The sequence below is a fragment of the Cognatiyoonia koreensis genome (assembly GCF_900109295.1).
In the GTDB taxonomy this organism is placed as follows: Bacteria; Pseudomonadota; Alphaproteobacteria; order Rhodobacterales; family Rhodobacteraceae; genus Cognatiyoonia; species Cognatiyoonia koreensis.
Genome location: NZ_FOIZ01000001.1, coordinates 1929682 through 1954748 on the forward strand (window position 1 = coordinate 1929682; position 25067 = coordinate 1954748).

25 protein-coding genes are annotated in these 25067 nt (G+C 57.2%); 10 read left to right on the forward strand and 15 right to left on the reverse strand.

All coding sequences use genetic code 11. From position 1 onward, the window contains the following. Positions 1 to 45: 45 nt before the first annotated feature. A complete protein-coding gene (locus BMY44_RS09540; protein WP_089993232.1) occupies positions 46 to 1596 on the forward strand; it encodes a PAS domain S-box protein in 1551 nt (516 codons plus the stop codon). Here the strand turns inward: BMY44_RS09540 and BMY44_RS09545 are convergent. Further along, positions 1563 to 2339 (reverse strand): response regulator, encoded by a 777-nt coding sequence (locus tag BMY44_RS09545; protein ID WP_089993234.1) that lies wholly within the window; start codon positions 2337 to 2339, stop codon positions 1563 to 1565. The genes BMY44_RS09540 and BMY44_RS09545 overlap by 34 nt on opposite strands. 170 nt (positions 2340 to 2509) lie before the next feature. Between BMY44_RS09545 and BMY44_RS09550 the strand changes: the two genes are divergently transcribed. From BMY44_RS09550 to BMY44_RS09565, 4 genes are all read left to right on the forward strand, one after another. After that, positions 2510 to 3184 carry a helix-turn-helix domain-containing protein gene (locus BMY44_RS09550; RefSeq protein ID WP_089993237.1) on the forward strand — a complete coding sequence of 225 codons (675 nt, stop codon included), beginning with the start codon at positions 2510 to 2512 and terminating at the stop codon, positions 3182 to 3184. A gap of 212 nt (positions 3185 to 3396) precedes the next feature. After that, positions 3397 to 3882, forward strand: coding sequence for an Hsp20/alpha crystallin family protein (locus BMY44_RS09555; RefSeq protein WP_089993238.1), 486 nt, complete (start codon positions 3397 to 3399; stop codon positions 3880 to 3882). 52 nt (positions 3883 to 3934) lie between these two features. Beyond that, a complete protein-coding gene (locus BMY44_RS09560) occupies positions 3935 to 4774 on the forward strand; it encodes a universal stress protein (RefSeq protein WP_089993241.1) in 840 nt (279 codons plus the stop codon). 83 nt (positions 4775 to 4857) lie between these two features. Continuing rightward, a complete protein-coding gene (locus tag BMY44_RS09565; protein ID WP_089993244.1) occupies positions 4858 to 5505 on the forward strand; it encodes a DUF2238 domain-containing protein in 648 nt (215 codons plus the stop codon). Here BMY44_RS09565 and ureG read toward each other — a convergent pair. The 9 genes from ureG to BMY44_RS09610 all read right to left on the reverse strand — a co-directional run bounded on the left by ureG (position 5502) and on the right by BMY44_RS09610 (position 13754). Further along, on the reverse strand, positions 5502 to 6116 hold the full coding sequence (gene ureG, locus BMY44_RS09570; RefSeq protein WP_089993247.1) for an urease accessory protein UreG: 615 nt from the start codon (positions 6114 to 6116) through the stop codon (positions 5502 to 5504). The genes BMY44_RS09565 and ureG overlap by 4 nt on opposite strands. After that, positions 6113 to 6736, reverse strand: a complete 624-nt coding sequence (locus BMY44_RS09575) for an urease accessory protein UreF (protein ID WP_089993250.1) — start codon at positions 6734 to 6736, stop codon at positions 6113 to 6115. Before BMY44_RS09575 ends, ureG begins: the two co-directional genes overlap by 4 nt. Next, on the reverse strand, positions 6726 to 7193 hold the full coding sequence (locus BMY44_RS09580) for an urease accessory protein UreE (protein ID WP_089993253.1): 468 nt from the start codon (positions 7191 to 7193) through the stop codon (positions 6726 to 6728). The genes BMY44_RS09575 and BMY44_RS09580 overlap by 11 nt, the downstream gene beginning before the upstream one ends. Then, positions 7193 to 8953: an urease subunit alpha gene (gene ureC, locus BMY44_RS09585; RefSeq protein ID WP_089993256.1), complete on the reverse strand. Its 1761-nt coding sequence runs from the start codon at positions 8951 to 8953 to the stop codon at positions 7193 to 7195. Before ureC ends, BMY44_RS09580 begins: the two co-directional genes overlap by 1 nt. Positions 8954 to 9008: 55 nt before the next feature. Beyond that, complete coding sequence (locus BMY44_RS09590) at positions 9009 to 9824, reverse strand: cyclase family protein (RefSeq protein WP_089993258.1); 816 nt, start codon at positions 9822 to 9824, stop codon at positions 9009 to 9011. A 24-nt stretch (positions 9825 to 9848) separates the two neighbouring features. Then, on the reverse strand, positions 9849 to 10154 hold the full coding sequence (locus BMY44_RS09595; protein WP_089993261.1) for an urease subunit beta: 306 nt from the start codon (positions 10152 to 10154) through the stop codon (positions 9849 to 9851). A gap of 9 nt (positions 10155 to 10163) precedes the next feature. Continuing rightward, on the reverse strand, positions 10164 to 10466 hold the full coding sequence (locus BMY44_RS09600) for an urease subunit gamma (RefSeq protein ID WP_089993264.1): 303 nt from the start codon (positions 10464 to 10466) through the stop codon (positions 10164 to 10166). Between the two features lies 1 nt (position 10467). Beyond that, positions 10468 to 11340, reverse strand: coding sequence for an urease accessory protein UreD (locus BMY44_RS09605; RefSeq protein WP_242650518.1), 873 nt, complete (start codon positions 11338 to 11340; stop codon positions 10468 to 10470). A gap of 131 nt (positions 11341 to 11471) precedes the next feature. Further along, entirely contained in the window at positions 11472 to 13754 is a 2283-nt protein-coding gene (locus tag BMY44_RS09610; RefSeq protein ID WP_089993267.1) for an adenosylcobalamin-dependent ribonucleoside-diphosphate reductase, read from the reverse strand. A gap of 135 nt (positions 13755 to 13889) precedes the next feature. On the opposite strand from BMY44_RS09610, the gene BMY44_RS09615 reads away from it, so the two are divergent. Together BMY44_RS09615 and BMY44_RS09620 are read left to right on the forward strand one after the other, a co-directional pair. Next, positions 13890 to 14321 carry a DUF1489 family protein gene (locus BMY44_RS09615; protein ID WP_089993269.1) on the forward strand — a complete coding sequence of 144 codons (432 nt, stop codon included), beginning with the start codon at positions 13890 to 13892 and terminating at the stop codon, positions 14319 to 14321. A 49-nt stretch (positions 14322 to 14370) separates the two neighbouring features. Beyond that, entirely contained in the window at positions 14371 to 15921 is a 1551-nt protein-coding gene (locus tag BMY44_RS09620; RefSeq protein WP_089993272.1) for an AMP-binding protein, read from the forward strand. Here BMY44_RS09620 and hisG read toward each other — a convergent pair. The 3 genes from hisG to hisS all read right to left on the reverse strand — a co-directional run bounded on the left by hisG (position 15886) and on the right by hisS (position 19280). After that, the gene (hisG, locus tag BMY44_RS09625) at positions 15886 to 16578 is read right to left on the reverse strand and encodes an ATP phosphoribosyltransferase (protein ID WP_089993275.1); all 693 of its coding nucleotides are present in this window, start codon (positions 16576 to 16578) and stop codon (positions 15886 to 15888) included. The genes BMY44_RS09620 and hisG overlap by 36 nt on opposite strands. After that, the gene (locus BMY44_RS09630) at positions 16572 to 17639 is read right to left on the reverse strand and encodes an ATP phosphoribosyltransferase regulatory subunit (RefSeq protein ID WP_089993277.1); all 1068 of its coding nucleotides are present in this window, start codon (positions 17637 to 17639) and stop codon (positions 16572 to 16574) included. Before BMY44_RS09630 ends, hisG begins: the two co-directional genes overlap by 7 nt. An 84-nt stretch (positions 17640 to 17723) precedes the next feature. Continuing rightward, positions 17724 to 19280 carry a histidine--tRNA ligase gene (gene hisS, locus BMY44_RS09635; RefSeq protein ID WP_089993280.1) on the reverse strand — a complete coding sequence of 519 codons (1557 nt, stop codon included), beginning with the start codon at positions 19278 to 19280 and terminating at the stop codon, positions 17724 to 17726. Positions 19281 to 19383: 103 nt separating this feature from the next. On the opposite strand from hisS, the gene BMY44_RS09640 reads away from it, so the two are divergent. After that, positions 19384 to 19587, forward strand: a complete 204-nt coding sequence (locus BMY44_RS09640) for a SlyX family protein (RefSeq protein ID WP_089994778.1) — start codon at positions 19384 to 19386, stop codon at positions 19585 to 19587. Between the two features lies 1 nt (position 19588). Here the strand turns inward: BMY44_RS09640 and BMY44_RS09645 are convergent, their stop codons facing one another. Beyond that, the gene (locus tag BMY44_RS09645) at positions 19589 to 20377 is read right to left on the reverse strand and encodes a hypothetical protein (RefSeq protein ID WP_089993283.1); all 789 of its coding nucleotides are present in this window, start codon (positions 20375 to 20377) and stop codon (positions 19589 to 19591) included. Between the two features lie 136 nt (positions 20378 to 20513). Further along, entirely contained in the window at positions 20514 to 24011 is a 3498-nt protein-coding gene (gene dnaE / locus BMY44_RS09650; protein ID WP_089993286.1) for a DNA polymerase III subunit alpha, read from the reverse strand. A gap of 104 nt (positions 24012 to 24115) precedes the next feature. Between dnaE and BMY44_RS09655 the strand changes: the two genes are divergently transcribed. Next, positions 24116 to 24454, forward strand: coding sequence for an ArsR/SmtB family transcription factor (locus tag BMY44_RS09655; protein ID WP_089993288.1), 339 nt, complete (start codon positions 24116 to 24118; stop codon positions 24452 to 24454). Then, positions 24444 to 24908, forward strand: coding sequence for an SRPBCC domain-containing protein (locus tag BMY44_RS09660; RefSeq protein ID WP_089993290.1), 465 nt, complete (start codon positions 24444 to 24446; stop codon positions 24906 to 24908). Before BMY44_RS09655 ends, BMY44_RS09660 begins: the two co-directional genes overlap by 11 nt. The last annotated feature ends 159 nt before the right edge of the window (positions 24909 to 25067 follow it).

Sequence of the window (25067 nt, forward strand, 5' to 3'; positions counted from 1 at the left end):
GAAAGGCTGATGCATTTGGCAGGCTGACCGCAGAAAAGGAACACAATGGATCACGCAGCTCAAGATGGTGCGTTGCTCAGGGCGATCCTTGAAGCAGCAACGGATGCAATCATCGTTGCAAACGAACACGGGATCATTCAGCAAGCCAACCCCGCTGCGTCAGCCCTTTTCGGCTATAGCGTGCATGAGATGATCGGGCAGAAGGTGAACATGCTAATGCCTGATGCCTTAGCGAATGTGCATGATGGTTTCATGTCCGCTTATCTGCGAACCGGAGAAAAACAGATCATCGGGATCGGTCGTGAGGTCGAGGGCAAGCGAAACGACGGCAACGTGTTTCCGCTGCACCTATCCGTAGGTGATGCGATTTCGCCGGATGGTCCGTTGTTCGTCAGTATCATGCACGATCTGACGCAGCGCCAAGCGACCCAACAAGCTTTGGCCCGGTCGCAACGGCTGGATGCCATCGGGCAGATGACCGGCGGCATTGCCCATGATTTCAACAACATTCTTTCTGTAATCATCGGCAATCTCGAGTTGCTGGAAATGCAGGCACTGACGGACAAGCAAATCAACTTGTTGAAAGACGCGCTTGAAGCCGCTGAACTGGGCGCTGATCTGACTTCGCGTCTTCTTGTTTTCGCACGTCAGAGCAAGTTGACGCCGCGCCGCACCGACTTGCGTCAGCTATGCGAGGATACGCTTGCGATCCTGCGGCGCACGCTTGGATCGACCTATCGCATCAAGACAGATTTTGCAGCAGACGTCGCGCCAGTCATGATCGACCCGGTCCAGTTGCAATCGGCACTAATCAATCTTGCGCTAAACGCGCGTGATGCGATGGGAGACGATGGCGAGCTTCTTATTTCCTTGTCGAATGTGGCAATAGATGACGCCTACATGGCGCAGGAGACCGATATCGAGGCCGGCGATTATGTACGGTTGTCGATCAGCGACAACGGTGCCGGCATGACGCCGGAGGCCCAGCGCCGCGCGTTCGAGCCGTTCTTTACAACCAAGGCCGATACAGGCGGCACAGGACTGGGGCTGGCAATGGTCTACGGGTTTGTGCGCCAGTCTGGCGGACACATAACGCTCTATAGTGAATTGGGTTTGGGCACGAGTTTCGGGCTCTATTTCCCGGCACAATACCATGAGCAGGCACGGGACAGTTATTCCGATCCTGCAGCGGTATCCGATGTCGGCAGACTCGGGGCAGGTTCGAAAGTCTTGATCGTTGAGGACAATGCAAAAGTGCGTGCTCTTTCGATCGCCCGCTTGCAGGATCTTGGCTTCGAAACCATTTCAGCGTCTAGCGGAGACGAGGCGTTTGCGATGCTCACGGACGGAGCCCAAGCCGACATCCTCTTTTCCGATCTGGTGATGCCGGGAACGCTGAACGGCTTCGAACTGGCCATTAAGGCAAAGGCCGTACTCCCAGAATTACGAGTGTTGCTGACTTCAGGCTATGCGAGCGATGTCGTCACGAGCGCAATGGGGCATGGACAAGAATTCGACATCCTGCACAAGCCCTATCGGCAGGCAGAACTGGTCCGCCGCCTTCAGGCACTTTTGGCAGATGTATCCGATAGTTGAGCCGTCTTGACTGGCTGGGCAAAGGTATAACCGACACCGCGCACCGTCTTGATGATCTTGGGCTGTGACACGTCGCGTTCGATCTTCTTGCGTAAACGCGCGATCTGGTTGTCGATGGTCCGGTCGAGCGGGCTCCATGCATGGCCCCCTGTCAGGTCCATCAACTGGTCGCGTGACAACACGCGCATAGGCCGTTCCAGAAAAACGTTCAGCAATTTGAAATCGCCACTGGTCAGCCCGCAGTCGATGCCGTCGCGGTCCAGCACTTCCATGCGACCGGGGACGGCGGTCAATCCGTCAAAATGGTATTGAAGGGCAGATTCCTGTCCGCCCGCATGCAATTCCGGAATCGGGTCAATTGGCTGCGCCTCTTTCTGGCTGCTGCGCCGCAGGACGCTGCGTGCGCGGGCAACGACCTCTCGGACGTGAAACGGCTTTGTGACATAATCATCAGCACCCATTTCAAGACCGACCACCCGATCAATCACGTCATCCTTACCAGTTACCATTATGATCGGCACTGCCGAGCGTTGCCGGATGAGACGGGCCAGGTCCAAGCCGTCCTCTTGACCCAAATGCAGATCAAGTGTCACCAGGCTGATATTCTCCGCATCAAGCGCCGCAAGCGTTTGTTTGCTGTCGGCTGCCTCGCGCAACTGAAAGCCTTCCGCTTCGAAGACATTGCGAAGCAGGGTCCTGATCTTTGAATCATCATCCACAACCAAAATGGTCTGGTCTGACATGACGGGCCTCATCGGCAAAATCTATATCCGACAGATAGGCAGGCTGGGTAGTTTGCAGAAGGCGAACACATCAACGCGATACATTTTGATACAAACCGGCACACAACAACCCTAACGCCAATTACATTCGACGTCCAATTTGAACCTGACACACAAGGGGGTTCAAAGAGATGTATGTGACCATACCAACCGAACGCGTGCGACCCGCGATTTTGACTTCGCTGAAGACGAGCAAAGGGCAATCGGCCGAAACGCATCTTAAAGCAGGCGCATATCTTTTCTTTGAGGGCGATCCTGTCGAATGGCTGTATCAGGTGAAATCGGGCGTCCTGCGCCTGACCCGGTTGCTAGAGGATGGTCGTCGGCAGGTCATCGCCTTTGGCTACCCCGGCGACATCGTCGGTTTTCCTACTGATGGATTGCATCACACCGATTGCGATGTGCTGGTCGATGTATGTCTTGAACCATACAGCAAGAATGCACTTGACGGGAAAACGAGCCACACAGAGTTGCATCAGGCCTTGTTGCAGGCGGCTTTGCGCGAAATCGGCGCGATGCAGGATCACTTTATGATGCTTGGCCGCAAATCTGCGATCGAGAAGGTGGCGTCATTTCTCTGCGTGTTGTCTGAGAGGGTTGGCACGGAATTGAACGGCGTGACACAGGTTGAGTTGCCGATGTGCAGAAGCGATATCGCCGATTTTCTCGGCCTGACCACAGAAACCGTCAGCCGGACATTCACGCAGTTGCGTAAAAGCGGGATCATCACGATCGACAATATTTATACGATCATCATCCAGCGGCCCAGGGCGCTTCTCTGCCTGTCGCAAGGTGATCGTCAGTGAAACCTTCACGATACGTCACAAGTCTCCCCCGACTTTGCCCTGACGCTGAACAGTTCGTGAAGGCCGCGAACGTCACGATGTGCCCCATCGTGGCGTTCGTTTTTTTCAGACTGCGGTTCGGTTGATTGATCGGAATCAATCGTTTCACGGACTTCACTGCTAGAAAAATTCTGGCACGGCCAAGTGCCTAACACGCGGAAAGGAGATACATCATGCAATCACAATCGCTTCCAGATACCCAAGCAGATAACAGCGGAACGGCGTTCTTCCCGTCTTTTCAAAGGGAGATGAACCGCCTGATTGATCAATTCCGCAATGGTTTCCCCATCGCGGAAGCGCTTGCCCCACCCTTTTATGGCAGCGCGGTTTTTCCATCCATTGACGTGGTTGAAACCGAAGACGCGCTGGAAATCAGTGCGGAAGTACCCGGTGTAAGCGAAAAGGATATTGACGTCACGATCACCGGCGACCGTCTGACGATTAAGGGTGAAAAGACATCTGAACACGAAGACAAGAAAGAGGGGCTCCACCGGATTGAACGGCACTACGGTAGTTTTCATCGCCTGGTCCCACTCGGATTCGCGCCAGCTGATGACGCTGTCGACGCCAAGTTCGCGGACGGTGTTTTGAAGTTGCGCATTGCCAAACCCGCGGAAGCCAAGGCGAAGGTTCACAAAGTGAACATCAACGAGAGCTGATGTCGAAGGGCGCAGTTCGCGCCCTTTCGCGATTGCAGGAAAGGAACTGGTTATGAGTCTCACAACAATTCTTGTCTGCCTGACAACGTCCGACCACGCCGACACATTGATGAAAGCTGCCGTGCCGCTGGCACGCAAACACAATGCGCATCTGATCGGGATTCATACGGTCGAAGCGCTGATCGTTTATCCCAGCATTGCGATCCATGTTCCGGAAACCAGCTTCACCCTGTTTCACGAAAGCCAGAAAGCAGAATCCGATGCCGTTGCAGCGATTTTTGACAAGCACGTGAAGGCTGAGACCTTCCCGTATGAGTTCCGGCTCTTGCGTGCGGAATCCAGTTCCGCCGCGGATCGGCTGGTCGAAAGCGCGCGGGCTGCAGATCTGGTCTTTATGGCCCATGAGGATAAGGGCATTGACCGCTACGACCAGCGCCATATTCAGTCCAAAGTGATCCGCCAAAGTGGGCGCCCGGTTATTGTCGTGCCACTTGATTACGACGGCCCAGTCGTCGGTTCGAACATCGTACTTGGTTGGAGCGACACACGTGAAACGGCCCGCGCCGCCCACGATCTTTTGACTGTCGCCGACGAGGCAGCAAACGTCACCGTTCTGCGCGTGGACAAGTCGGGACAGGATCCCATGCGCGATTATGACGGGATCGATATCGCTGACACGTTGGCACGACACGGTATGAAGACCACGCTGGAACACAGGGAACCGGCCGGCGAAGCCGTCGCAAGCGTGCTCAATCAGGTGGCCTTTGAAAAGGGAGCCGATCTGATCGTGACCGGTGCTTTCGGCCATTCAAAGGCCTATGACTTCGTGATCGGCGCGACGACCTATGCAATGCTGAAAGATGCGGACCTGCCGGTGATGTTCAGCAAATAGATCGGGTTGGCTGTCGCCCGGCGGTCAAACAGTTACGCTCTTCGCTTGACGGATGACACTCACAAGCGGAACCTCAGCGTGACATGAAGCTTGGACACGACATCAACCCCTTGATGGGAACAATATGGGCCCTTTTGTTTCTGGCGGCGCTTGTCGCGCTTGGCTTTGCCCGCTGGTCGCTTGCATTCGTCAGCTTTGCCACGCTTGGCCTGTCGCTGATCCCACCCATTCTGGCCTTCCGTTGGAGATTGAAGCTTCCGCTGCCATTCCTGCTGGCAACTACGGTTTTTGTCTTCGCGTCTATTTTTTTGGGCGAGGCTTTTGATTTCTACGAACGACTGTGGTGGTGGGATCTGGCGTTGCATGGCGCGGCCGCGATCGGCTTTGGCCTGTTCGGTTTCCTGTTCGTCTTTATGTTGTTCGAGGGCGACCGCTTTGCCGCACCACCATCGGCCATCGCGTTCATCACCTTTTGTGTGGCCATGACCGTTGGCGCGATGTGGGAGATTTTTGAATTTCTCATGGACCAGACTTTTGGGCTGAACATGCAGAAATCGGGACTGCTCGACACAATGGGCGATCTTATCATCAATGCTGCTGGCGCGTTGATCGCGAGCATCACGGGATACGTCTATCTCAAGCGCAATTCAGCAGGCTGGCTTGGCCATGCCATCGCGCAATTCATCAAGCTCAACCAGTGGCTCTATGAAAAGTCACGGCGCAAGCATTAGGTGACGCCGCCGATCCGGTGAACCAAGTCCTTGATGTCTGCGACCCCGCCGCCTCCACGCAAGTTTGCAAAGACAAACGGACGCGCGTCGCGCATTTTTTTGGCGTCCCGGTCCATGACAGTCAGATCAGCCCCCACATGCGGGGCAAGGTCGGTCTTGTTGATGACCAGAATGTCAGACCGCGTAATCGCTGGTCCGCCCTTGCGGGGTATTTCCTCACCCGCCGCCACATCGATCACATAGATCGTCAGATCGGCGAGTTCCGGACTGAATGTTGCCGACAGGTTGTCGCCACCGCTTTCGATCAGCACAATTTCGATATCCGGATGACGCTCTCGCATTTCTGCGACCGCTGCCAGATTGATCGATGCGTCCTCACGAATGGCCGTATGCGGACACCCCCCCGTTTCGACACCGATGATCCGATCCTGCGGCAAGACCTGCATCCGCATCAGCGCCTCTGCGTCTTCCTGCGTGTAGATATCGTTCGTGATGACACCGATCGAATGGCTATCCCGGAATGCATTGGCCAATGCGGCACAAAGGGTCGTCTTTCCAGCCCCGACAGGGCCACCGATGCCGATGCGCAAGGGACCGTTCATTGTACTCATGTGCGAAAAATCCTCGCGTATTGCGTTTCATGTTTCATCGAGGCGATATCAGCCATGAAGGCTGTGCTGGATAGCTGATCAAGATTGCCATCAGCGGAATCGTCCGCAATGGTTATGCAGATGGGTACGAGCCTTTTGATCAAAGCTTGGGCCTCTGTCTGACCGATGCCTGCAAGTCGCTGACCCGCCGCGACCAGGTTTGCTGCAAATGCATGCAGAAACATTGTCGTGGTCAGTTTTAGCGGCAATTCAATCAATTTTGCAGCCCGGCCAACCGCGACGGGATAGGCGAGGTTTTCAATCTCCACCTGCGTCCAGACATCGGACGTGACCTTGCCGAATGCAGCGCCTTGCAAGTCGGTTTCCCTGAGCCGCTCTGCCGACGGTGCAAAAGCGCGGCATTGAGCGTCGATTTCCGAAACGTCCGTCACGTGATAGCTGGCCGCAAGAAACAGCGCGTCCGACCTTCCTGCGCCATAGTGCAAGACATCGGTCAGCCAACACTCCAGATCATCGATGCCATCAATGTTGGCCGCCTCCAACCCATGGGAATAGGCGAAGGCTCCGATCGGGTAAGCAGGTGAGAACCATTGGGTCAATATCAGGATTTCAGTGCTCATGGGCTGTTGCACCATGTTCATGCGCGTGGGTGCGACCGTGGCCGTATGCACCGCCTTCCGGTGTGAACGGCTCCATCACTTCGGTCAGCGTCGCACCCAGATGTTCAAGCATATGCCCGATCACCTTGTCGCGTTGGATCAGAAGCCGGTCATCTTCGATCTGGCAAGGCGTGTGACGATTCCCGATATGCCAAGCAAGATGGGTCAGGTTCCCTGTGATGGCATAAAGCGGTTCATCTGCCGCAATGATTTCAACAAGGCGACCGTCGGTCAGAAGGAAAGCATCCCGATCATTCAGCGAGGTCGTGTGTTCCAGATCGACCAGCAGGTCGTCGTCGTGTGCCGTCTTGATGACCTTGCGTCGCAAAAAGCGTTCGTCATACGTCATCACGCACAGTTCGAAGCTACCTGACCAATCGCCTGCACGGCGGATTTCACGCGCGGTATAGGTGACCATCAGAACATGAAATAGCGCTGTGCCATGGGCAGCACTTCTGCAGGTTCACAGGTCAGAAGTTCACCATCGGCGCGGACCTCATAGGTTTCCGGATTCACTTCGACCTCGGGAAGTGCGTCATTCAAAATCAGGTCTTTCTTGCCGATCCCGCGCGTTGTTTTGACAGCAATCGTCTGCTTGGCAAGCCCAAGCTGGTTGCGAATCCCTGCCGCATACGCCGCACCAGATACAAAGGTGACGGAAGAATGCTCGACCGAACGTCCGAACGCCCCGAACATGGGCCGCGAATAGACCGGTTGTGGTGTCGGGATCGACGCGTTCGGATCACCCATCTGGGCCATCGCGATGGTGCCACCTAGCAGCACCATTTCAGGTTTCACGCCAAAGAAGGCTGGGTTCCAGAGCACAAGGTCTGCGCGCTTACCTTCCGCGATGCTACCGATCTCGGTGGAAATGCCGTGCGCAATGGCTGGATTGATTGTGTATTTCGCGATGTAGCGGCGCACGCGGAAATTGTCGTTGTCGCCGGTTTCCTCTGTCAGGCGCCCGCGCTGTTTCTTCATCTTGTCGGCCGTCTGCCAAGTACGGATCAGCACCTCGCCCACGCGGCCCATGGCCTGACTGTCCGATGCGATGATCGAAAAGGCACCCATGTCGTGCAAAATATCCTCTGCCGCGATGGTTTCACGCCGGATACGGCTTTCGGCGAAGGCGACGTCTTCAGGGATAGATTTGTCGAGGTGGTGGCATACCATGAGCATGTCCAGATGCTCTTCCAGCGTATTCACCGTGAATGGCCGCGTCGGATTGGTCGATGACGGCAGCACATTTTCATCGCCGCAAATTTTGATGATGTCGGGCGCGTGACCACCGCCGGCGCCTTCTGTATGGAAAGCGTGGATCGTGCGGCCTTTCATCGCCGCGACAGTGTTTTCCACGAACCCGCTTTCGTTCAGCGTATCGGTGTGGATCATAACCTGCACATCCATGTCATCGGCGACGGACAGGCAGCAGTCTATTGCGCCGGGCGTCGTGCCCCAGTCTTCGTGCAATTTCAACGCACAGGCCCCGGCATTCACCTGTTCGACCAAAGCAGCGGGCAAGGACGCGTTACCTTTGCCTGCAAATGCAAGATTCATCGGAAAGGCATCTGCTGCCTGTAACATGCGCCCGATGTGCCACGGCCCGGGCGTGCACGTGGTCGCAAGCGTGCCGTGCGCAGGCCCGGTGCCACCGCCCAACATGGTCGTCAGGCCAGAGTGCAGCGCATCCTCGATCTGTTGCGGACAGATGAAATGGATGTGGCTGTCAAAGCCACCCGCCGTCAAAATACGCCCTTCGCCCGCGATCGCCTCGGTCCCCGGTCCGATAATAATGTTGACACCCGGTTGCGTATCCGGATTGCCCGCCTTGCCGATCTTGTGAATGCGCCCATCCTTCAAACCGACGTCGGCCTTATAAATCCCGGAATGATCGACGATGAGGGCGTTCGTGATGACAGTGTCAACAGCACCTTCGGTACGGGTCACCTGACTTTGGCCCATGCCATCGCGGATAACTTTGCCACCCCCGAACTTGACCTCCTCGCCGTAGAGTAGCGCGTTGGCACCAGAGCCGGCGGTCGTGGCCGCCCCGGCCTGTTCCGCCGTCAGATCCCGCTCGACCTCAATTATCAGGTCGGTATCCGCAAGGCGCAATCTGTCCCCTGTCGTGGGTCCGAACATTGCTGCGTAATCGGCGCGGGAAATAGTGGCAGGCATTGTCTCTCTTCCTATATGTGCAGCGGGCGCGGTATCGCACGCGCCCGCGATTGTTTCAGGTCACGGCCAGGACACGGGCAGGTCCGCCGGTGCCACCGCCATGTTTCGGTGCGCCGACAAATACAGTTGCACCGGCAGCCGGCACATTGCGCAAACCGGCCAGGTTTTCGATGCCGTAGCGACCGCTTGGCAGCCAGGAATAGTGAACGGCGAAGTCGGCAGAATTGCCCGGATCAAGCGAAAGTGTGTCCACGCCAATCGCCGCGACACCCATCTCCATCAGCATATCGGTCGCTTCTTTGGAAAACCCCGGGAAAGTGAAATTGCCGTCTGCGTCATTGCGATAGGATGCATCGCCAACCTTGTCAGCCCAGCCCGAGTGCATCGCGACGCAAGCTCCCTCCGGGATGTCGCCGTTCGCACTGATCCAAGTTTCGATATCCTCCGTGCTGACCATGGTGTTGACCTCTTCCTGCGCGCGCGCCTCGATGTCGATGACGCAAAGCGGGCAGACGAGGTTTTCGACCGGCAGTTCATCCACCGATGTACCATCCGTTGTAAAATGCAGTGGCGCGTCGATATGTGTGCCGGAGTGTTCATCGACAGTCAGGCGAAAGAGCTGATAGCCGCTTTCGTCGAACTTCACCGTCTGCTCCATCGTAAGGCCGGGGACACCGTCGAACGTCGGGAATTCCGGCGTGAACGTATGGGTCAGATCAACAACAGTTCCGTGCGCGGCGGCCAGCGCGGGTCTAGCTGTAACAATCCCGGCTGCGACGGATGCCGCGCCAAGCGCTACGGCGGATCGAAACATGTCGCGGCGCGAAATCATGTGCTTCTTAACGGCGTTCGTGATGCAGGCATTACACATTGTGGGGTCCTCCCGTTGCGGACGCTAAAGCGCGCCCATGACGTTCTGATTAAACCCGTATATCTGACGCCGCCCCGAGATCGGAATCAACTGCACTTCACGGCGTTGCCCTGGTTCAAAGCGGACAGCCGTGCCAGCAGCGATATCCAGACGCATCCCGCGGGCCACATCACGATCAAAATCGAGCGCGCTGTTCGCCTCTCCGAAATGGTAGTGCGAACCGACCTGTATCGGCCTGTCGCCGCTGTTTGCGACCATCAGCGTAACCGGCGTCGCACCAGCATTTAGCGTCAGAGAGCCTTCGGCAGGGAAGAATTCTCCAGGGATCATCGATTTCTCCTAACGGATCGGATTGTGGACGGTGACCAGCTTGGTCCCATCGGGAAACGTCGCTTCGACCTGCACGTCGTGAATCATCTCGGGCACGCCCTCCATGCATTGATCGCGGGTAATAACCTGTGCACCTGCCTCCATCATATCCGCGACGGATCGCCCGTCGCGCGCGCCTTCGACGACCGTGTCCGTGATCAGCGCAATCGCTTCGGGATGGTTCAGTTTTACGCCGCGGGCCAGTCGCTTACGGGCGACTTCGGCAGCCATGGCGATCAATAGTTTGTCTTTTTCGCGGGGTGTGAGATTCATGTCAGATCATCCAAGGGCGGGGAAGTGTCGTGCCTGAAAGGGCGGTCAGGATCGGGCAAAGCGTTTTGCGCAGAAGAAAGCCATCGGGCGCAAGGACGCGCATCACCAGAACATCGGGTGCCAACAGGCTTGCACCGGCTGTCGCACCAAGCCCGTCGCGAAGTGTCGGCAAATGGCTTTCAGCGTCCGGTGCCACGTAGACAAGCGTTGCCATCGCCCCAGCCCCGCCAGCAATTGTGGCCTTCGCCAGATGGGCAGTGATGTCGCCGGTCAAGGCAATCGCATCGCAAAAAACCGGAATGCCATCGCGTATGATAGAGATGCGATCGTGAAAACGCCCGCTTCTGACAGTCTCACCCATCGCCGCCCGCCCGAAGATCAGCGGTTCGCACATCAGCAAACGCGCCGTGCCAGAAAGCGAGATATCCAGTCGCCTCCGCATTGCCGCGCCATCGAAGACGATCGTTTCCTGCGGCAGCCAGTCCAGACGGCCCCCGTCAGCGACACGAATGCGGCCCTGCACCTGCCCTGTCTCACCAGATTGGGCGCGATATGCCCGTTCGGCGGCCTGCGTCGTCAAAGTAAGATGCGCACCGAAGGGGACGTCTACTTTCACATTGAACCGGTCACCACCGGTGACACCGCCAGCGGTATTGATAAGCACACCCTGTAAAGCGGGACCATAGACGCGCGGAAAGAGGAGTTTCAGCGACCCCGATTGGCGCAGGCCATCAAGAACCGTACGCCCATTACGCGTTTTGGCCGACACCGACACATCACCGCGCGCACGCGGTTGTGGTGACAGGCTTTGCGGCACTCGGGTATCGGTCTGGATATTGATCGGTGTCTCCGCTTGGACGGAACGTCCAGACACCAGCTAACTTTGAGAAATGCCAATGCGTAAGGCGCGGGCCGGACTAGCTGCCTACTTTCGCAGCGTTCGCCCAATAATTCGCCCAGTTCACCCGCGCTTGCCTGATTAATGGGCAAACGCGATATGGCCATTCAACCGCACTTGGAATAGCCACAAGACCCGCAGGTCATACAGCCTTCAATCATGCGCAACTCGTAAGATCCGCAACTGCCGCATGACTTTCCCTTAGGTCCGTTCTGCAACGATACGACGTCAGCCTTTGGGTCGGTCTTCAGCCCCATGCCTTCGCCCGCAAGGAAACCAGTCGCGACCATGTGCTTTTCGATGACACCGCCAATTGCAGCAAGGATCGAAGGCACATATTTGCCCTGCATCCACGCACCGCCGCGCGGATCAAAAACTGCTTTCAGCTCTTCAACGACGAATGACACATCCCCGCCCCGCCGGAAGACTGCTGAAATCATCCGCGTCAGCGCGACAGTCCATGCGAAATGCTCCATGTTCTTGGAGTTGATGAACACCTCGAACGGACGGCGATGTCCGGCGATCACCAGATCGTTGATGGTGATATAGATGGCGTGTTCCGAGTCCGGCCATTTGAGCTTGTAGGTCGCGCCTTCCAACTCGCTCGGACGGTCGAGCGGTTCGGACATATAAACAACCTCGGCACCTTCATCATCGGTCTGGACAACCTGCGGCGTTTCAGCCGGCGCGGCATCCTCGCTGACCGACAGAACAGACCCCGTCACGTCATTCGGACGATAGGTCGTGCAGCCTTTGCAACCCTGATCCCAAGCGGCCATATACACCTCTTTGAAGTCGTCAAAGCTGATGTCGGCGGGGCAGTTGATCGTCTTGGAAATTGAACTGTCGATCCATTTCTGGGCAGCGGCCTGCATGCGCACGTGATCCAGCGGGGCGAGCGTTTGGGCGTTCACGAAGTAATCCGGCAGGGGTGTATCACCTTTCAACTCGCGCCACAGTTGGACAGCGTAGTCGACGACTTCCTCTTCGGTGCGCGATCCGTCCTTCTGGAGAACCTTGCGCTTGTAGGCGTAGGCAAACACCGGTTCGATCCCGCTCGAGACGTTCCCAGCGTAAAGCGAGATCGTGCCCGTTGGTGCGATTGACGTCAACAAGGCATTGCGGATGCCATGTTTCGCGATTGCATCGCGCACATCCTCATCCATTGTTTGCATTGCACCGCTGGCAAGGAACTTGTCCGCATCAAACAAGGGAAAGGCCCCTTTTTCCTTCGCCAAGTCGACCGATGCCAGATAGGCGGCGCGGGCAATCGCATGCATCCAGCGATCGGTCTGACGCGCCGCTTCCTCTGATCCATAGCGCAGACCGACCATCAGCAGCGCATCCGCGAGACCTGTCACACCCAGACCGATCCGGCGCTTTGCAGCCGCCTCGCGCGCTTGCGCTTCCAAGGGGAAACGGGATGCATCAACGACGTTATCCATCATCCGCACGGCTGTTGCGACAAGCTCGATCAGCTGTGCCTCATCCAATGTAGCAGCGTCTTCGAAGGGATCGGACACAAGCCGCGCCATGTTGATCGAGCCAAGCAGACACGCCCCATAAGGCGGTAACGGCTGTTCGCCGCACGGATTCGTCGCCGCGATCGTTTCGCAGTAGCTGAGGTTGTTCATCTGGTTGATGCGGTCGATGAAAATGACACCAGGTTCGGCGTAATCATAGGTCGACTGCATGATCGCATCCCATAGGTCGCGGGCACGCACTGTCTTGTAGGTCTGTCCGCCAAACACCAGGTCCCATGGCTTGTCCGCCTTGACTGCGTCCATGAACGGATCAGTAATCAACACAGACATGTTGAACATCCGCAGCCGTGCGGCATCGGATTTTGCCGTGATGAATTCTTCGACATCCGGGTGATCACAGCGCATCGTCGCCATCATCGCACCGCGCCGTGATCCGGCGGACATGATCGTGCGACACATGGCATCCCAGACATCCATGAATGACAAGGGTCCAGAGGCATCGGCGGCCACACCGGTGACAGACGCGCCCTTTGGACGGATTGTCGAAAAGTCATAGCCGATCCCGCCACCTTGTTGCATCGTCAGTGCAGCCTCTTTCAGCATGTCGAAAATGCCGCCCATGCTGTCAGGCACCGTCCCCATGACGAAACAGTTAAACAGTGTCACTGACCGTGCCGTGCCCGCCCCGGCGGTGATCCGTCCTGCGGGCAGGTATTTGAAATCAGCCAACGCGTCATAGAACTTGGCTTCCCAGTCCGCCGGCACTTTTTCAACAGCCGCGAGAGCCGAGGCAATCCGCCGCCACGTGTCTTCAACGGTTTCATCTATCGGCGTGCCGTCCGCATCCTTGAAGCGATACTTCATGTCCCAGATCTGTTCGGCAATCGGGGCGGAAAATGCGGTCATGGGTCGATCCCTCTGTTGTGAATTTCGCGCAGGTCTACACAATATATTGTGGATAACTCTCAATCAACCACAATATCAGCGGAAGATACGGTCTGTCGCACTTGCATCACATAGCACCTGATATAAGTTATGCCCATGGCAAAAACCGTAAATCTGATCAAGTTATCCGTCGGAACAGAAGATGTCGCAGGCCTTGCAGCGTGGCAAGCAACCGCGCGCGCACAGACCCCGGAAGGCAATCCGCGCCACATTACCCGCATGTGGCCCAAGCGCGAGGCCGAAATTCTGAACGGAGGGTCGATCTATTGGGTAATCAAGGGTGTCATCCTCTGTCGCCAGCCTATCCTGCGCCTAGACGCATACGATAGCGCTGACGGGATCCGTCGTTGCGCCATCGTCTCCAAACCGGGACTGATCCTTGTGACACCAACGCCCAAACGCGCCTTTCAGGGCTGGCGCTATCTGACACCGGAAGATGCCCCCGAAGACGTCCCGAAAGGGCGCGAGTCCGAAGTGCCGCTGCCACCCGGATTAACGAAAGCGCTTGCCGACATCGGTGTGCGGTAGCATCCTTGCGGCGGTGACTGCGTGTGGGTCACACCAACGGGATACGCCAATGCATGTGTTCAACAGTATCTATCCTGATGTCCCGCTGCGCGACGTCACAATGACAGAACAGGTTTTTGAAAGCCTCCGGAAACGCCCGGATGACATTGTGTTGACGGATGGTCCGAGCGGCAAAAGCATGACAGCCGCAGCCTTCATCGATCAGGTGCAGCGCCTTGCAGGTGGGCTTGCCCAACAGGGCTTTGGTAAGGGTGACGTGCTTGCGATACTTGCCCCGAACATGCCCGATTTTTGCGTGGTATTTCATGCGATTACCTATGCCGGCGGAACGATTACGACGCTTAACCCAAGCTACACCGCGCCCGAAATCACCCATCAGCTGAAAGACAGCGGTGCGAAAGCCCTGTTCACGGTCCCGGCCCTGTGCAACGCCGCCGAGGCAGCGATCAGCGGCACATCCGTTGAGGATTTGTTCGTCGTCGGCGAAGACAGCTACACCGATCTTTTTGGGACGGCCCTGACTGCACAAATCTCCGTTGATCTGGATCACGATACGGTCGTGCTTCCCTACTCTTCTGGCACAACGGGCCTGCCTAAAGGTGTGATGCTTAGCCATCGCAACATGGTCGTGAACGTTGACCAGTCGATCAGTGCGCTTGATTTCCAACCCGGCGAAGTGACAGCTGCCTTTCTTCCGTTCTTCCACATCTACGGACTGAATGTTTTGATGAACACGCATCTGACTGGCGGCGGGGGCCTTGTCACGATGCCACGATTTGACCTCGAGATGTTTCTGAGGATTTCGCAGGATCATAAGGCCCGGCGGATGTGGATTGCCCCGCCCGTAGCGCTCGCATTGGCCAAGCATCCCATGGTGGATGACTATGATCTGTCGGCTTTGGAACTTGTCTTTTGTGCGGCCGCCCCGCTTGGCGCAGCTCTATCCGAAGCAGTGGCAGATCGGCTGAAATGTCGCTGCGTACAAGGATACGGTATGACAGAGTTGGCACCTGTCAGCCATGCCGTTCCCGTCGGTACCACCCGCCATGGCGCAGCCGGGATATCAGCACCCAACACGCTCTGCCGCATCGTTGATATTGAAACGGGCGACGATCTTGGCGCTGATGGCGAAGGTGAATTGTGGATCAAAGGCCCCCAAGTGATGCTGGGGTATCTGAACAACCCTACATCAACTGCAGAAACCATCACGCAAGACGGGTGGCTGCGCACTGGCGATATCGCGAAAATTGGTGCTGACGGTTTCATGACGATCACGGATCGTCTGAAGGAACTGATCAAATACAAGGGCTTTCAGGTCGCGCCCGCCGAGTTGGAAGCTGTTCTTGTCGGAATGGACGGGGTTACCGACGCTGCGGTCATCGGTAGCCCGGATCCCGAGGCAGGCGAGCTGCCGATTGCATATATCGTGGCGACGGAAGATGGCCCAAGTGACGCCGCTATCCGTGCGCATTTTTCCGACAATCTTGCAAGCTACAAACAACTGCACAGGATCGAACGGGTCAGCGAAATCCCCAAAAGCGCCTCAGGCAAGATTTTGCGGCGTCTACTTCGTGACCAGCTTGTCCAGCAAAGCCACTAGCGCGTCGCGTTGCGCATCTGACCAGTGCGCCCGCCGCCCGCGGAATAGCGTTGCCTGACTGGCGTGAATTAACCCATCGTCCAGAATCTTCAGCCCGTTCGCGCGCAGTGTCTCACCGGTCGAGGTGATATCGGCAATGGCTTCGGCTGTTTCATTCTTTACGGTGCCTTCGGTCGCGCCCTGACTGTCGATCAGTTGGTAATCAGCTACCCCTTCGCGGCGCAGGAATTCACGCACCAGCCGGTGGTACTTTGTCGCAATCCGCAACCGGAACCCGTGCTTGGCGCGAAATGCTGCAGCGGCGGCGTCCAGATCATCCAAGCAATCCACGTCGACCCAGGCCTGCGGCACAGCGACAATCAGATCAGCCCCACCAAATCCCATCTGTTCGATCTCGACGACCTGGCGATTCCAATTTGCCAACTTTTCGCGCACAAGATCCGATCCTGTCACACCAAGCTGGATCCGCCCCGCCGCCAATTCACGCGGGATTTCACCAGCAGACAGCAGGACCAACTCGACACCATCCACACCTTCAACAGCCCCCGCATATTCGCGGTCGGTGCCGGTTTTCTTAAGCGTCACACCACGGGCGCTGAACCACTCGAACGTTTTTTCCATCAGCCGCCCCTTGGACGGTACGCCAAGTTTCAACATCCGCGCAGCTCCACCACCATATCGGGACGGATGACCGCGCCCACCGCAGGGGCGGCACGCCCATTGCCAAGCTGCAACGTCAACGCATCGTAGCGGCCACCGGACGCTAGCGGAGGCAAGCCCGGTCCTGCGGCAAAGCCGAAGACGAAACCGTCGTAGTATTCAAGCGACGTTCGACCGTAACTTCCCTCGAACGCGAGCGCTTCAACATCAACGCCCCGCGCCGCCAATGCCTCCATCCGTTCGGCAAACCGGTCCACCGCGCCTGCGATCGCAGGCAGATCGACAACAAGATCGCGCAGTTGCGACAGGACATGCGGCATCGTGTCAGCCAAGCCAAGAATGGCTTCGATCAGTGCAATTTGCTCGCGCGAGACCGGGGGTGTTGTGGCGTCGGCCTGCAGCGCTGCGATCCGTGTTTCGACTTCCGCACGACTGCGCAAACCAATGTCCGGTCCGGCATCCGCAAACGGGTCAGCTGACGCAAGCAAACGGGCGCGAGACTGCGGCACCGGCGACACGCCACCAAAACGATCCAACAAAGCGCGAAAGCGCCGCGGTCGCCAAAGATGGCGCAGCAGGGCGGCCTTGCGTGCTTCGGTTGTGTGCAACCCGCGCACGGCGGCCATCAAAATCCCGATGTCGCCGGTCGCCGCCGTGACCGGCAAATCAGCAAGCGTTTCGGATACCGCGGCGAAAACCTCGGCATCCGCAGCAGCTGGGTTCTGTCCATCAAAAATTTCAAAACCGACCTGAACGAATTCATTCGCACGTTCCGCGTCCTGTTCCTGCTTGCGAAAGACCTTGCCGGCATAGGTGTACCGGGCCGGATCCGCGCGGCTCTCCATATGCATCTGCACCACCGGTACAGTGAAATCGGGCCGCAGCACCATCTCGCCACGCAACGGATCATTGGTAAGATAGGCCCGCCCGCGAATGTCCTCGCCGTAAAGATCAAGCAACGTATCAGCGGACAGCAAGACGTCTGCCTCAACCATTTGCCCGCCGATGGCGATAAAGCGATCATGCAGCCGCTTGGTTTCGATCGCGATGGCCGTCATACCGCTTCAGCCGGTATTCGACGCGACAGCATCCAACCAACGCCCAGCCCAACGATCCATGCGCCAACACGTCTGAAAACTGCGTCAACCATCAGCCTGACCATTCAGAATAGCACGCACCTTTGTAACCATCTCGTCCCGCGAAACTTCGAATTGCTGTGGGCGGTCTTTCCATTCATCGGCACTTGCACTTTCGGCAATCTTGGCACCCAGATATAGGTCCTTGATCTGCACCTTGCCTGCCTCAAACTCGTCCCCTCCGGCGATGATCGCAACGGGCGAGTTGCGTTTATCGGCATACTTCAATTGGTTGCCAAAATTCTTGGGATTGCCAAGGTAGACCTCTGCGCGGATGCTCGCGTTACGCAATTCTGCGACCATGGTCTGATAGTCAGCCATCCGGTCGCGATCCATTACTGTGACGATCACGGGGCCTTGCGTGTCTGTCGTGATCCGGCCTTTCGCATGCAGCGCAGCCAAGAGACGATCCACACCGATGGACACACCTGTTGCAGGCACTTCCTGACCAGTAAACCGCTTGACCAGATCATCATAGCGCCCGCCGCCTGCGACAGAGCCAAAGTTGCGCGGGCGGCCCTTCTCGTCCTTGATTTCGAAAGTCAGTTCGGCTTCGTAGACGGGGCCGGTGTAATAGCCGAGTCCGCGGACTACCGAAGGGTCGATGACGATGCGGTCAGATCCGTATCCTTGGGCAGAAAGCAAATTTGCAATCGTTTCCAGTTCTTCCACGCCCGCCCGTCCGATCTCTGAGGATCCGACCAGATCATTCAAACGTTTCAGGACAAGGGATTGATCCGGCAAGTTGGATGCAGCACCGGGGAAGTCTGTGGCTTCTTCGATCAGATCGATGACACCCTCGTCCAGACCATTTGCGCCAGCAGTAACAAAATCCACAATGGTGTCCGCCTGCGCGGGAGTCAGCCCAGCACCTTTGGTATAGTCGCCGCTATCATCCGCACGACCTTCACCAAGCAAGGCCCGCACACCTTCGACGCCCAACCGATCCAGCTTGTCGATCGCGCGCAGGACGATGCCGCGCTCTGCGGCCTTCTCATCGCCCGAAAGTCCCGCCACTTCCATGACGCCGTTCAACACCTTGCGGTTATTGACCCGTACAACGTAATCTCCACGCTCGATCCCGACAGCCTCAAGCGTATCGGCCAGCATCGCACAAATCTCCGCATCAGCGGCAACGGATGCAGCGCCAACGGTATCAGCATCACATTGATAAAACTGACGGAACCGCCCTGGCCCCGGCTTTTCATTGCGCCAGACCGGACCCATCGTATAGCGGCGATAAGGTGACGGCAGATCGTTGCGGTATTGTGCGGCGACCCGCGCCAGCGGTGCGGTCATATCATAACGCAGCGCCAGCCAGTCCTTGTCTTCTTCCCAGGCAAACACGCCCTCGTTCGGGCGATCAACGTCGGGCAGGAACTTGCCCAGCGCATCGACCGTTTCCACGGCAGATGTTTCCAGCGCATCGAATCCGTAACGATGATAGACGGCGGCAATCTTGGACAGCATCTCGGCGCGCTGTGTGACCTCTGCGCCAAAATAGTCGCGGAAGCCTTTTGGCGTGATCGCCTTGGGCCTTGGTTGTTTCTTGTCTTTGGCCATCGTTTTGGTCCTGCGGTCTGGTTCTGGGCAGCGTTTAGCGCGGGTCGCCCACAGGGGCAATGCAATGCTTGGCCTTGGACCACAGCCGGTGTAGATGCAGCACATGACAGACGTGACCCATCTTGAAGAACAGATTGCCCATCTGACCCGCGTGGTCGAAGAAATGTCCGATGTCGTTGCACGGCAAGAAACCGCATTGGCGCTTGCCACGCGCCGGATCGAAATGCTGATGGAGCGAGAAGCAGGGCGCGAGTTGGAAGCGGGCGGATCAGTTCCGCTTGCCGATCAGAAACCGCCGCACTGGTAGTTTATCTGCCTTCAATGTCCGATGCTGCGACATCCCCATTGTGCAGCAGGAAATTGGCCCAGACCGGGCTCGACCCGAACCGCTCGTAGGCCGTGACAAAAGTGGTTCGTTTGGCCAGACGGTCGATGCGCCCGCCACACGGTTTTCCAAAACCTGCCCGGCAAAAAGATGCCTTGATCGCCTCATAGGCGTTGTCGGTCGCGGTGTATGATTGATTGCGGTTCGCGGGGTTATAGCGCACGACTTCATGCGTCCCCACATCCCCCAACAAGACAAGGGCCGCCGTAAATTGACGCGCGCAGTTGTCATCAAAACCTGTGATGTAATGCGTGCGCGGGGCGGTCGAATTCGGGATGGTGTCGTAGATCGTGTATCCGGATGCGCTTGCAACTTCCGTTCCAAGATCGCGACGCGACATCCCGCAGGTCGGTGCGATCTCGCCAAACGCGAGGCCAGCGTTCGGTGGCACGCTATTGGCCGGTGCAGAACTTGAGCCGGACGCAGAGCTTCCCGCACTTACACTGAAAATCCGCCCGAAAAAGCCGGAGTTTTCCTGCGAAGTCCCGGCGGCGACCCCATCGTTACTGCTGATCAGTTCGGAAATCAGTGGACCAACTACCGGTTCTTGTCCGGCCGCAAGGGATACGTTCGGCGCATCTGCTGCCACATCAAGATCGCTTAGACGCGGGACGTCGGGTTCTTCCGCAATCGGCATCGGATTCGATGTCGGCGCTCCACCGCAAGCGGCAAGCAAAAGCAATACCCCGACTGTCACGATAGGTGCGCGCATGGTCTTCGTCCTCATCCCCATTAACGCCCTGTTAATGGATTGGACATGCTGCGTCTATATTGCTGACAAGTCACGTTGCGGTAAATGGCCGATCGAAAAGATCAATTCACAATACAAAATCGCGGCCAACTGTGACCTAGACCTCCTCGACCTCGATGACGCCACCAAGACTGCGCAACGCGCCCTTGATCTGCGGATTGACGGGAAAGTCCTGCCCCAGATCGAGTTCGACCTCGCCGGGCAGGTCGCTGTTCATCAGGCAGAAATAGATTGGCCCCCGCCCGCCCTTTACGTTGTCACGCATCGCGTTCTCAAGGATTGACGCGACCGAAGGGATGGCATCCGGTGCGTCCAGAAATACGCGCAGCCCCGCGCTGACGGCATCGGTCACTGCCGTATCAATCGGACTGACTGACCGGCCCAACAATTTCAGTTGGTCGGCTTCCATCGTCGCTTCGCATTGCAAAACGACCTGCGACCCCGTGTCGAGATATTCACGTGCCGTTTCGAGCGTGTCCGAGAACATCGTGACCTCATACTGCCCCGTCGGATCAGAGAGTTGGACAAAAGCAAAACGATTGCCGCGGGCTGACTTGCGTTCCTGCCGGCCTGACACCGTCCCAGCCATCTTTACAATACACGCCCCCCGCTCGGCCTTGGCCGTCACATCATCTAGCGTCAGAACTTGCTGGCGTTTCAGCGCGCCCATGTAGTCATCAAGCGGATGACCCGACAGGTAGAAACCGATCGCCTTGAATTCCTCGGCCAAACGCTCGGCAGGCAGCCAGTCATCACCACCTGCAAGGCGCGGTTCGGGAAGGTCTTCGCCCGCTTCACCGAACAAAGACACCTGCGCGGAACTTTTCTGGTCATGAATTGCGGCCGAATAGGCCACCAATGCATCAAGCGAATTGAAGACACGCCGCCGGTTCGGATCGAGGATGTCAAATGCACCCGCACGTGCCAGCATTTCCATCGGACGTTTGCCGACCCGTTTCAGATCGACACGGCGAGCCAGATCGAAAAGCGTGACGAACGGCTTGTCTGCGCGCCCTTCCACAATCAGCTTCATCGCTTCGACGCCGACGTTCTTCAAGGCACCAAGGCCATAGACCAGTTCCTGATCGACCACATCGAATGTCGCTTGCGAGCGGTTCACGCAAGGCGGGATGTAGTCGACGCCAAGACCCTTTTTCACTTCCTGAAAATAGACACCCAGCTTGTCGGTCAGGTGGATATCGCAATTCATCACGCCAGCCATGAACTCGACCGGATGGTTCGCCTTCAGCCATGCCGTCTGATAGCTGACGACGGCATAGGCAGCGGCGTGGGATTTGTTGAAACCGTAGTTGGCGAACTTTTCCAGCAGGTCGAAGACTTCGCGCGCTTTCTTTGCGTCGACACCGTTCTTCTTTGCCCCTTCCTCGAACTTGGGGCGTTCGGCGTCCATCGCCTCTTTGATCTTCTTACCCATCGCGCGACGCAGCAGGTCTGCACCGCCAAGGCTATAGCCCGCCATGACCTGCGCGATCTGCATCACCTGCTCCTGATAGACGATGATGCCTTGGGTCTCTTCCAGAATGTAGTCAATCGACGGGTGGATCGACTCAAGTTCCTTCTGCCCGTTCTTCACCTCGCAATAGGTTGGGATATTTTCCATCGGTCCAGGCCGATACAGCGCGACAAGAGCCACGATATCCTCGATACAGGTCGGCTTCATACGCTTCAGGGCATCCATCATGCCGCTGGATTCAACCTGGAACACCGCAATGGTCTTGGCCGAAGCATAGAGCGCGTAGGATTTTTCATCATCCAGCGGGATATGCCCGATGTCGTTGATCGTGTTATCGGCGGGCTGGTAAAGCTCTGTCCCGTTTGCCGCGACGTGCAGGTCACGGCCGGATTTCTTAATCAGATCGACGGCGTTTTGAATGACTGTCAGCGTTTTCAGGCCAAGAAAGTCAAACTTCACCAGCCCTGCTTGTTCCACCCATTTCATGTTGAACTGGGTTGCTGGCATGTCAGAGCGGGGATCTTGATATAGCGGCACCAGTTCATCCAGTGGCCTGTCGCCGATCACCACACCTGCCGCGTGGGTTGATGCGTTGCGCAGTAAACCTTCGACTTGTTGCGCGTAAGTCAGAAGGCGGTCGACGACTTCCTCGTTCTTGGCCTCTTCACGTAAGCGGGGTTCGTCAGCGAGGGCCTTTTCGATGCTGACCGGTTTGACACCTTCGACAGGGATCATCTTTGAAAGACGATCCACCTGCCCGTAAGGCATTTGCAGCACGCGTCCCACATCTCGGACGGCCGCTTTGGAGAGCAATGCGCCAAAGGTGATAATCTGCCCGACCCTGTCACGGCCGTATTTTTCCTGAACGTATCGGATCACTTCCTCGCGCCGATCCATGCAGAAGTCGATATCGAAGTCGGGCATCGATACACGTTCGGGATTTAGGAATCGTTCGAACAGCAATGAGTAGCGTAAAGGATCAAGATCGGTAATCAGCAGAGCATAAGCGACAAGTGAACCGGCTCCAGATCCCCGCCCCGGTCCGACCGGAATGTGCTGATCCTTGGCCCATTTGATGAAGTCCGCAACGATCAGGAAGTAGCCGGGGAACCCCATGCCCTCAATAATCTTGAGTTCGAATTCAAGCCGATCTTCATATTCCTTGACCGGCGCGGCATGGGGAATGACGGCAAGACGCGCTTTCAAACCCTCCTCCGCCTGACGGCGCAACTCTGCCACCTCGTCGTCTGCGAATTTCGGCAGAATCGGATCACGCTTGTAGGTTTTGAATGCGCATCGCTTTGCAATCTCGACCGTGTTCGCGATGGCCTCTGGCAGGTCCGCGAACAACGTCGCCATTTCTTGCGGTGTTTTCAGATAGTGCTGGGCGGTCAGTTTGCGGCGCGGCTCTTGCTGGTCGACATAGGCCCCTTGTGCGATACACAGCAGCGCATCGTGGGCCTCGTAAATGTCGGGTTTGGGGAAATAGACATCGTTGGTCGCGACTAGCGGCAGGTCCTTTGCATAGGCCATCTCGATAAAGCCGCGCTCTGAAAGTTTTTCGGCCTCGGGTTGCCCGCCTTCGTCTGGGTGGCGTTGCAATTCGATATACAGACGGTCGCCATAGATCGAGGCAAGCTGGTCGACCAGATCTTCCGCCTTGGCGCGTTGGCCTTGCTGAAGAAGTCGTCCGACAGGACCATCCGGACCGCCAGTCAGGCAGATCAGCCCGGCGCTATGCGTGCTGAGTTCGGCGATTGTGACCTGCGGCAGTTGGCCTTCTGCATCCAGATAGGCACATGAATTCAGTTTCATCAGGTTCATGTAACCCAGTTCGGACTGTGCCAGCAGGACGACCGGGGCCGGATCCGGCATTCGCTTGCCCGGTTCGGCGGCAAGATAGGTCACGTCGATCTGGCAACCGATGATAGGCTGAATTCCGGCGCCGGCAGCGTACTCGGAAAACTCCAGCGCCGCGAACATGTTGTTTGTGTCCGTGATCGCGACGGCAGGCATGTCCATATTGGCGGCCATGCCAGGCAGGGATTTCACGGGAATCGCCCCTTCAAGAAGGGAATATTCAGTGTGCAGGCGCAGGTGGATGAATCGCGGATCAGACATAGAAACCACCATATGTTGTGGGCAGAGGAGGAGGAAGCGCCAATTACTTAGCTGATCAACTAAGTGTCTTGCGTTCTGCTTCGCGCCATGCAAAAGTTAGCACTATGGCTAACCAATTAAATGCTTTCTTCTCAGCGCTTTCTGACCCTACCCGCAGGGCGGTGATCGAACGCCTCGCTTCGGGCGAGGCGACGGTCAGCGCATTGGCTGCGCCTCACGACATGGCACTACCGACTTTTCTACGACACCTGAAGGTGCTGGAAGACAGCGGACTTGTCCGGACCGTCAAAAAAGGGCGCGTACGCACCTGCCACATCGAAACCGGCCCCTTGATCGAAGCACAAGGCTGGTTGGCCTGGCAACGCGCTGTCTGGGAAGGACGCATGGACCGGCTGGACGCCCTGGCCAAGCAACTCGCAAAGGAGAGTAAAGATGGGAACTGATACATCGTCATTCGACATGCAGCGCAATATGCCGCTGCCACCGGCAAAACTTTGGGAACTTCTCATCTTTCCGGCCCACCGCGAAAAGTGGGGCGTACCTGACCCCAGCATGGTGCTGGAGATGGAAAATGTCGACACACGCGTTGGCGGGCTGGAACGGCACCGGTGCGGTCCGAAAGACAATCCGGAATTCATTGCAGAAACGCGCTGGTATGATCTGACGGTCCCCGAACGCGCGGTCTTTACCGAAACGCTCATCTTCGGCGGCGAAGCTGTCGCGACCTCGCTAGTGACCTACGCGCTATCGGGCGATGACACCTCGACACAGCTTTTCGTTACAGTCGCGGCGTCGTCTTTCAGCGGGCCCGAGACACTGGACGAGATGCAAGCGGGTTGGGGCGGCGGATTGGACCTGCTTGTGCAATATGCAGGACAGATACACGCACCGTCCTGAGGCCCTGCAGGACGCCCAAAGTTCGGGCGATTGCGAAGTATCCCTTACGATCTCAAGCCGTCGCAGTCGTCTGCAGGATGGAAATCGCAAACAGCCCTTGCAAAATTGCTCGCCGCCCGCTTTCCTGTCCCAAACAGAGTGCAGGTGTCTACGCCGCAT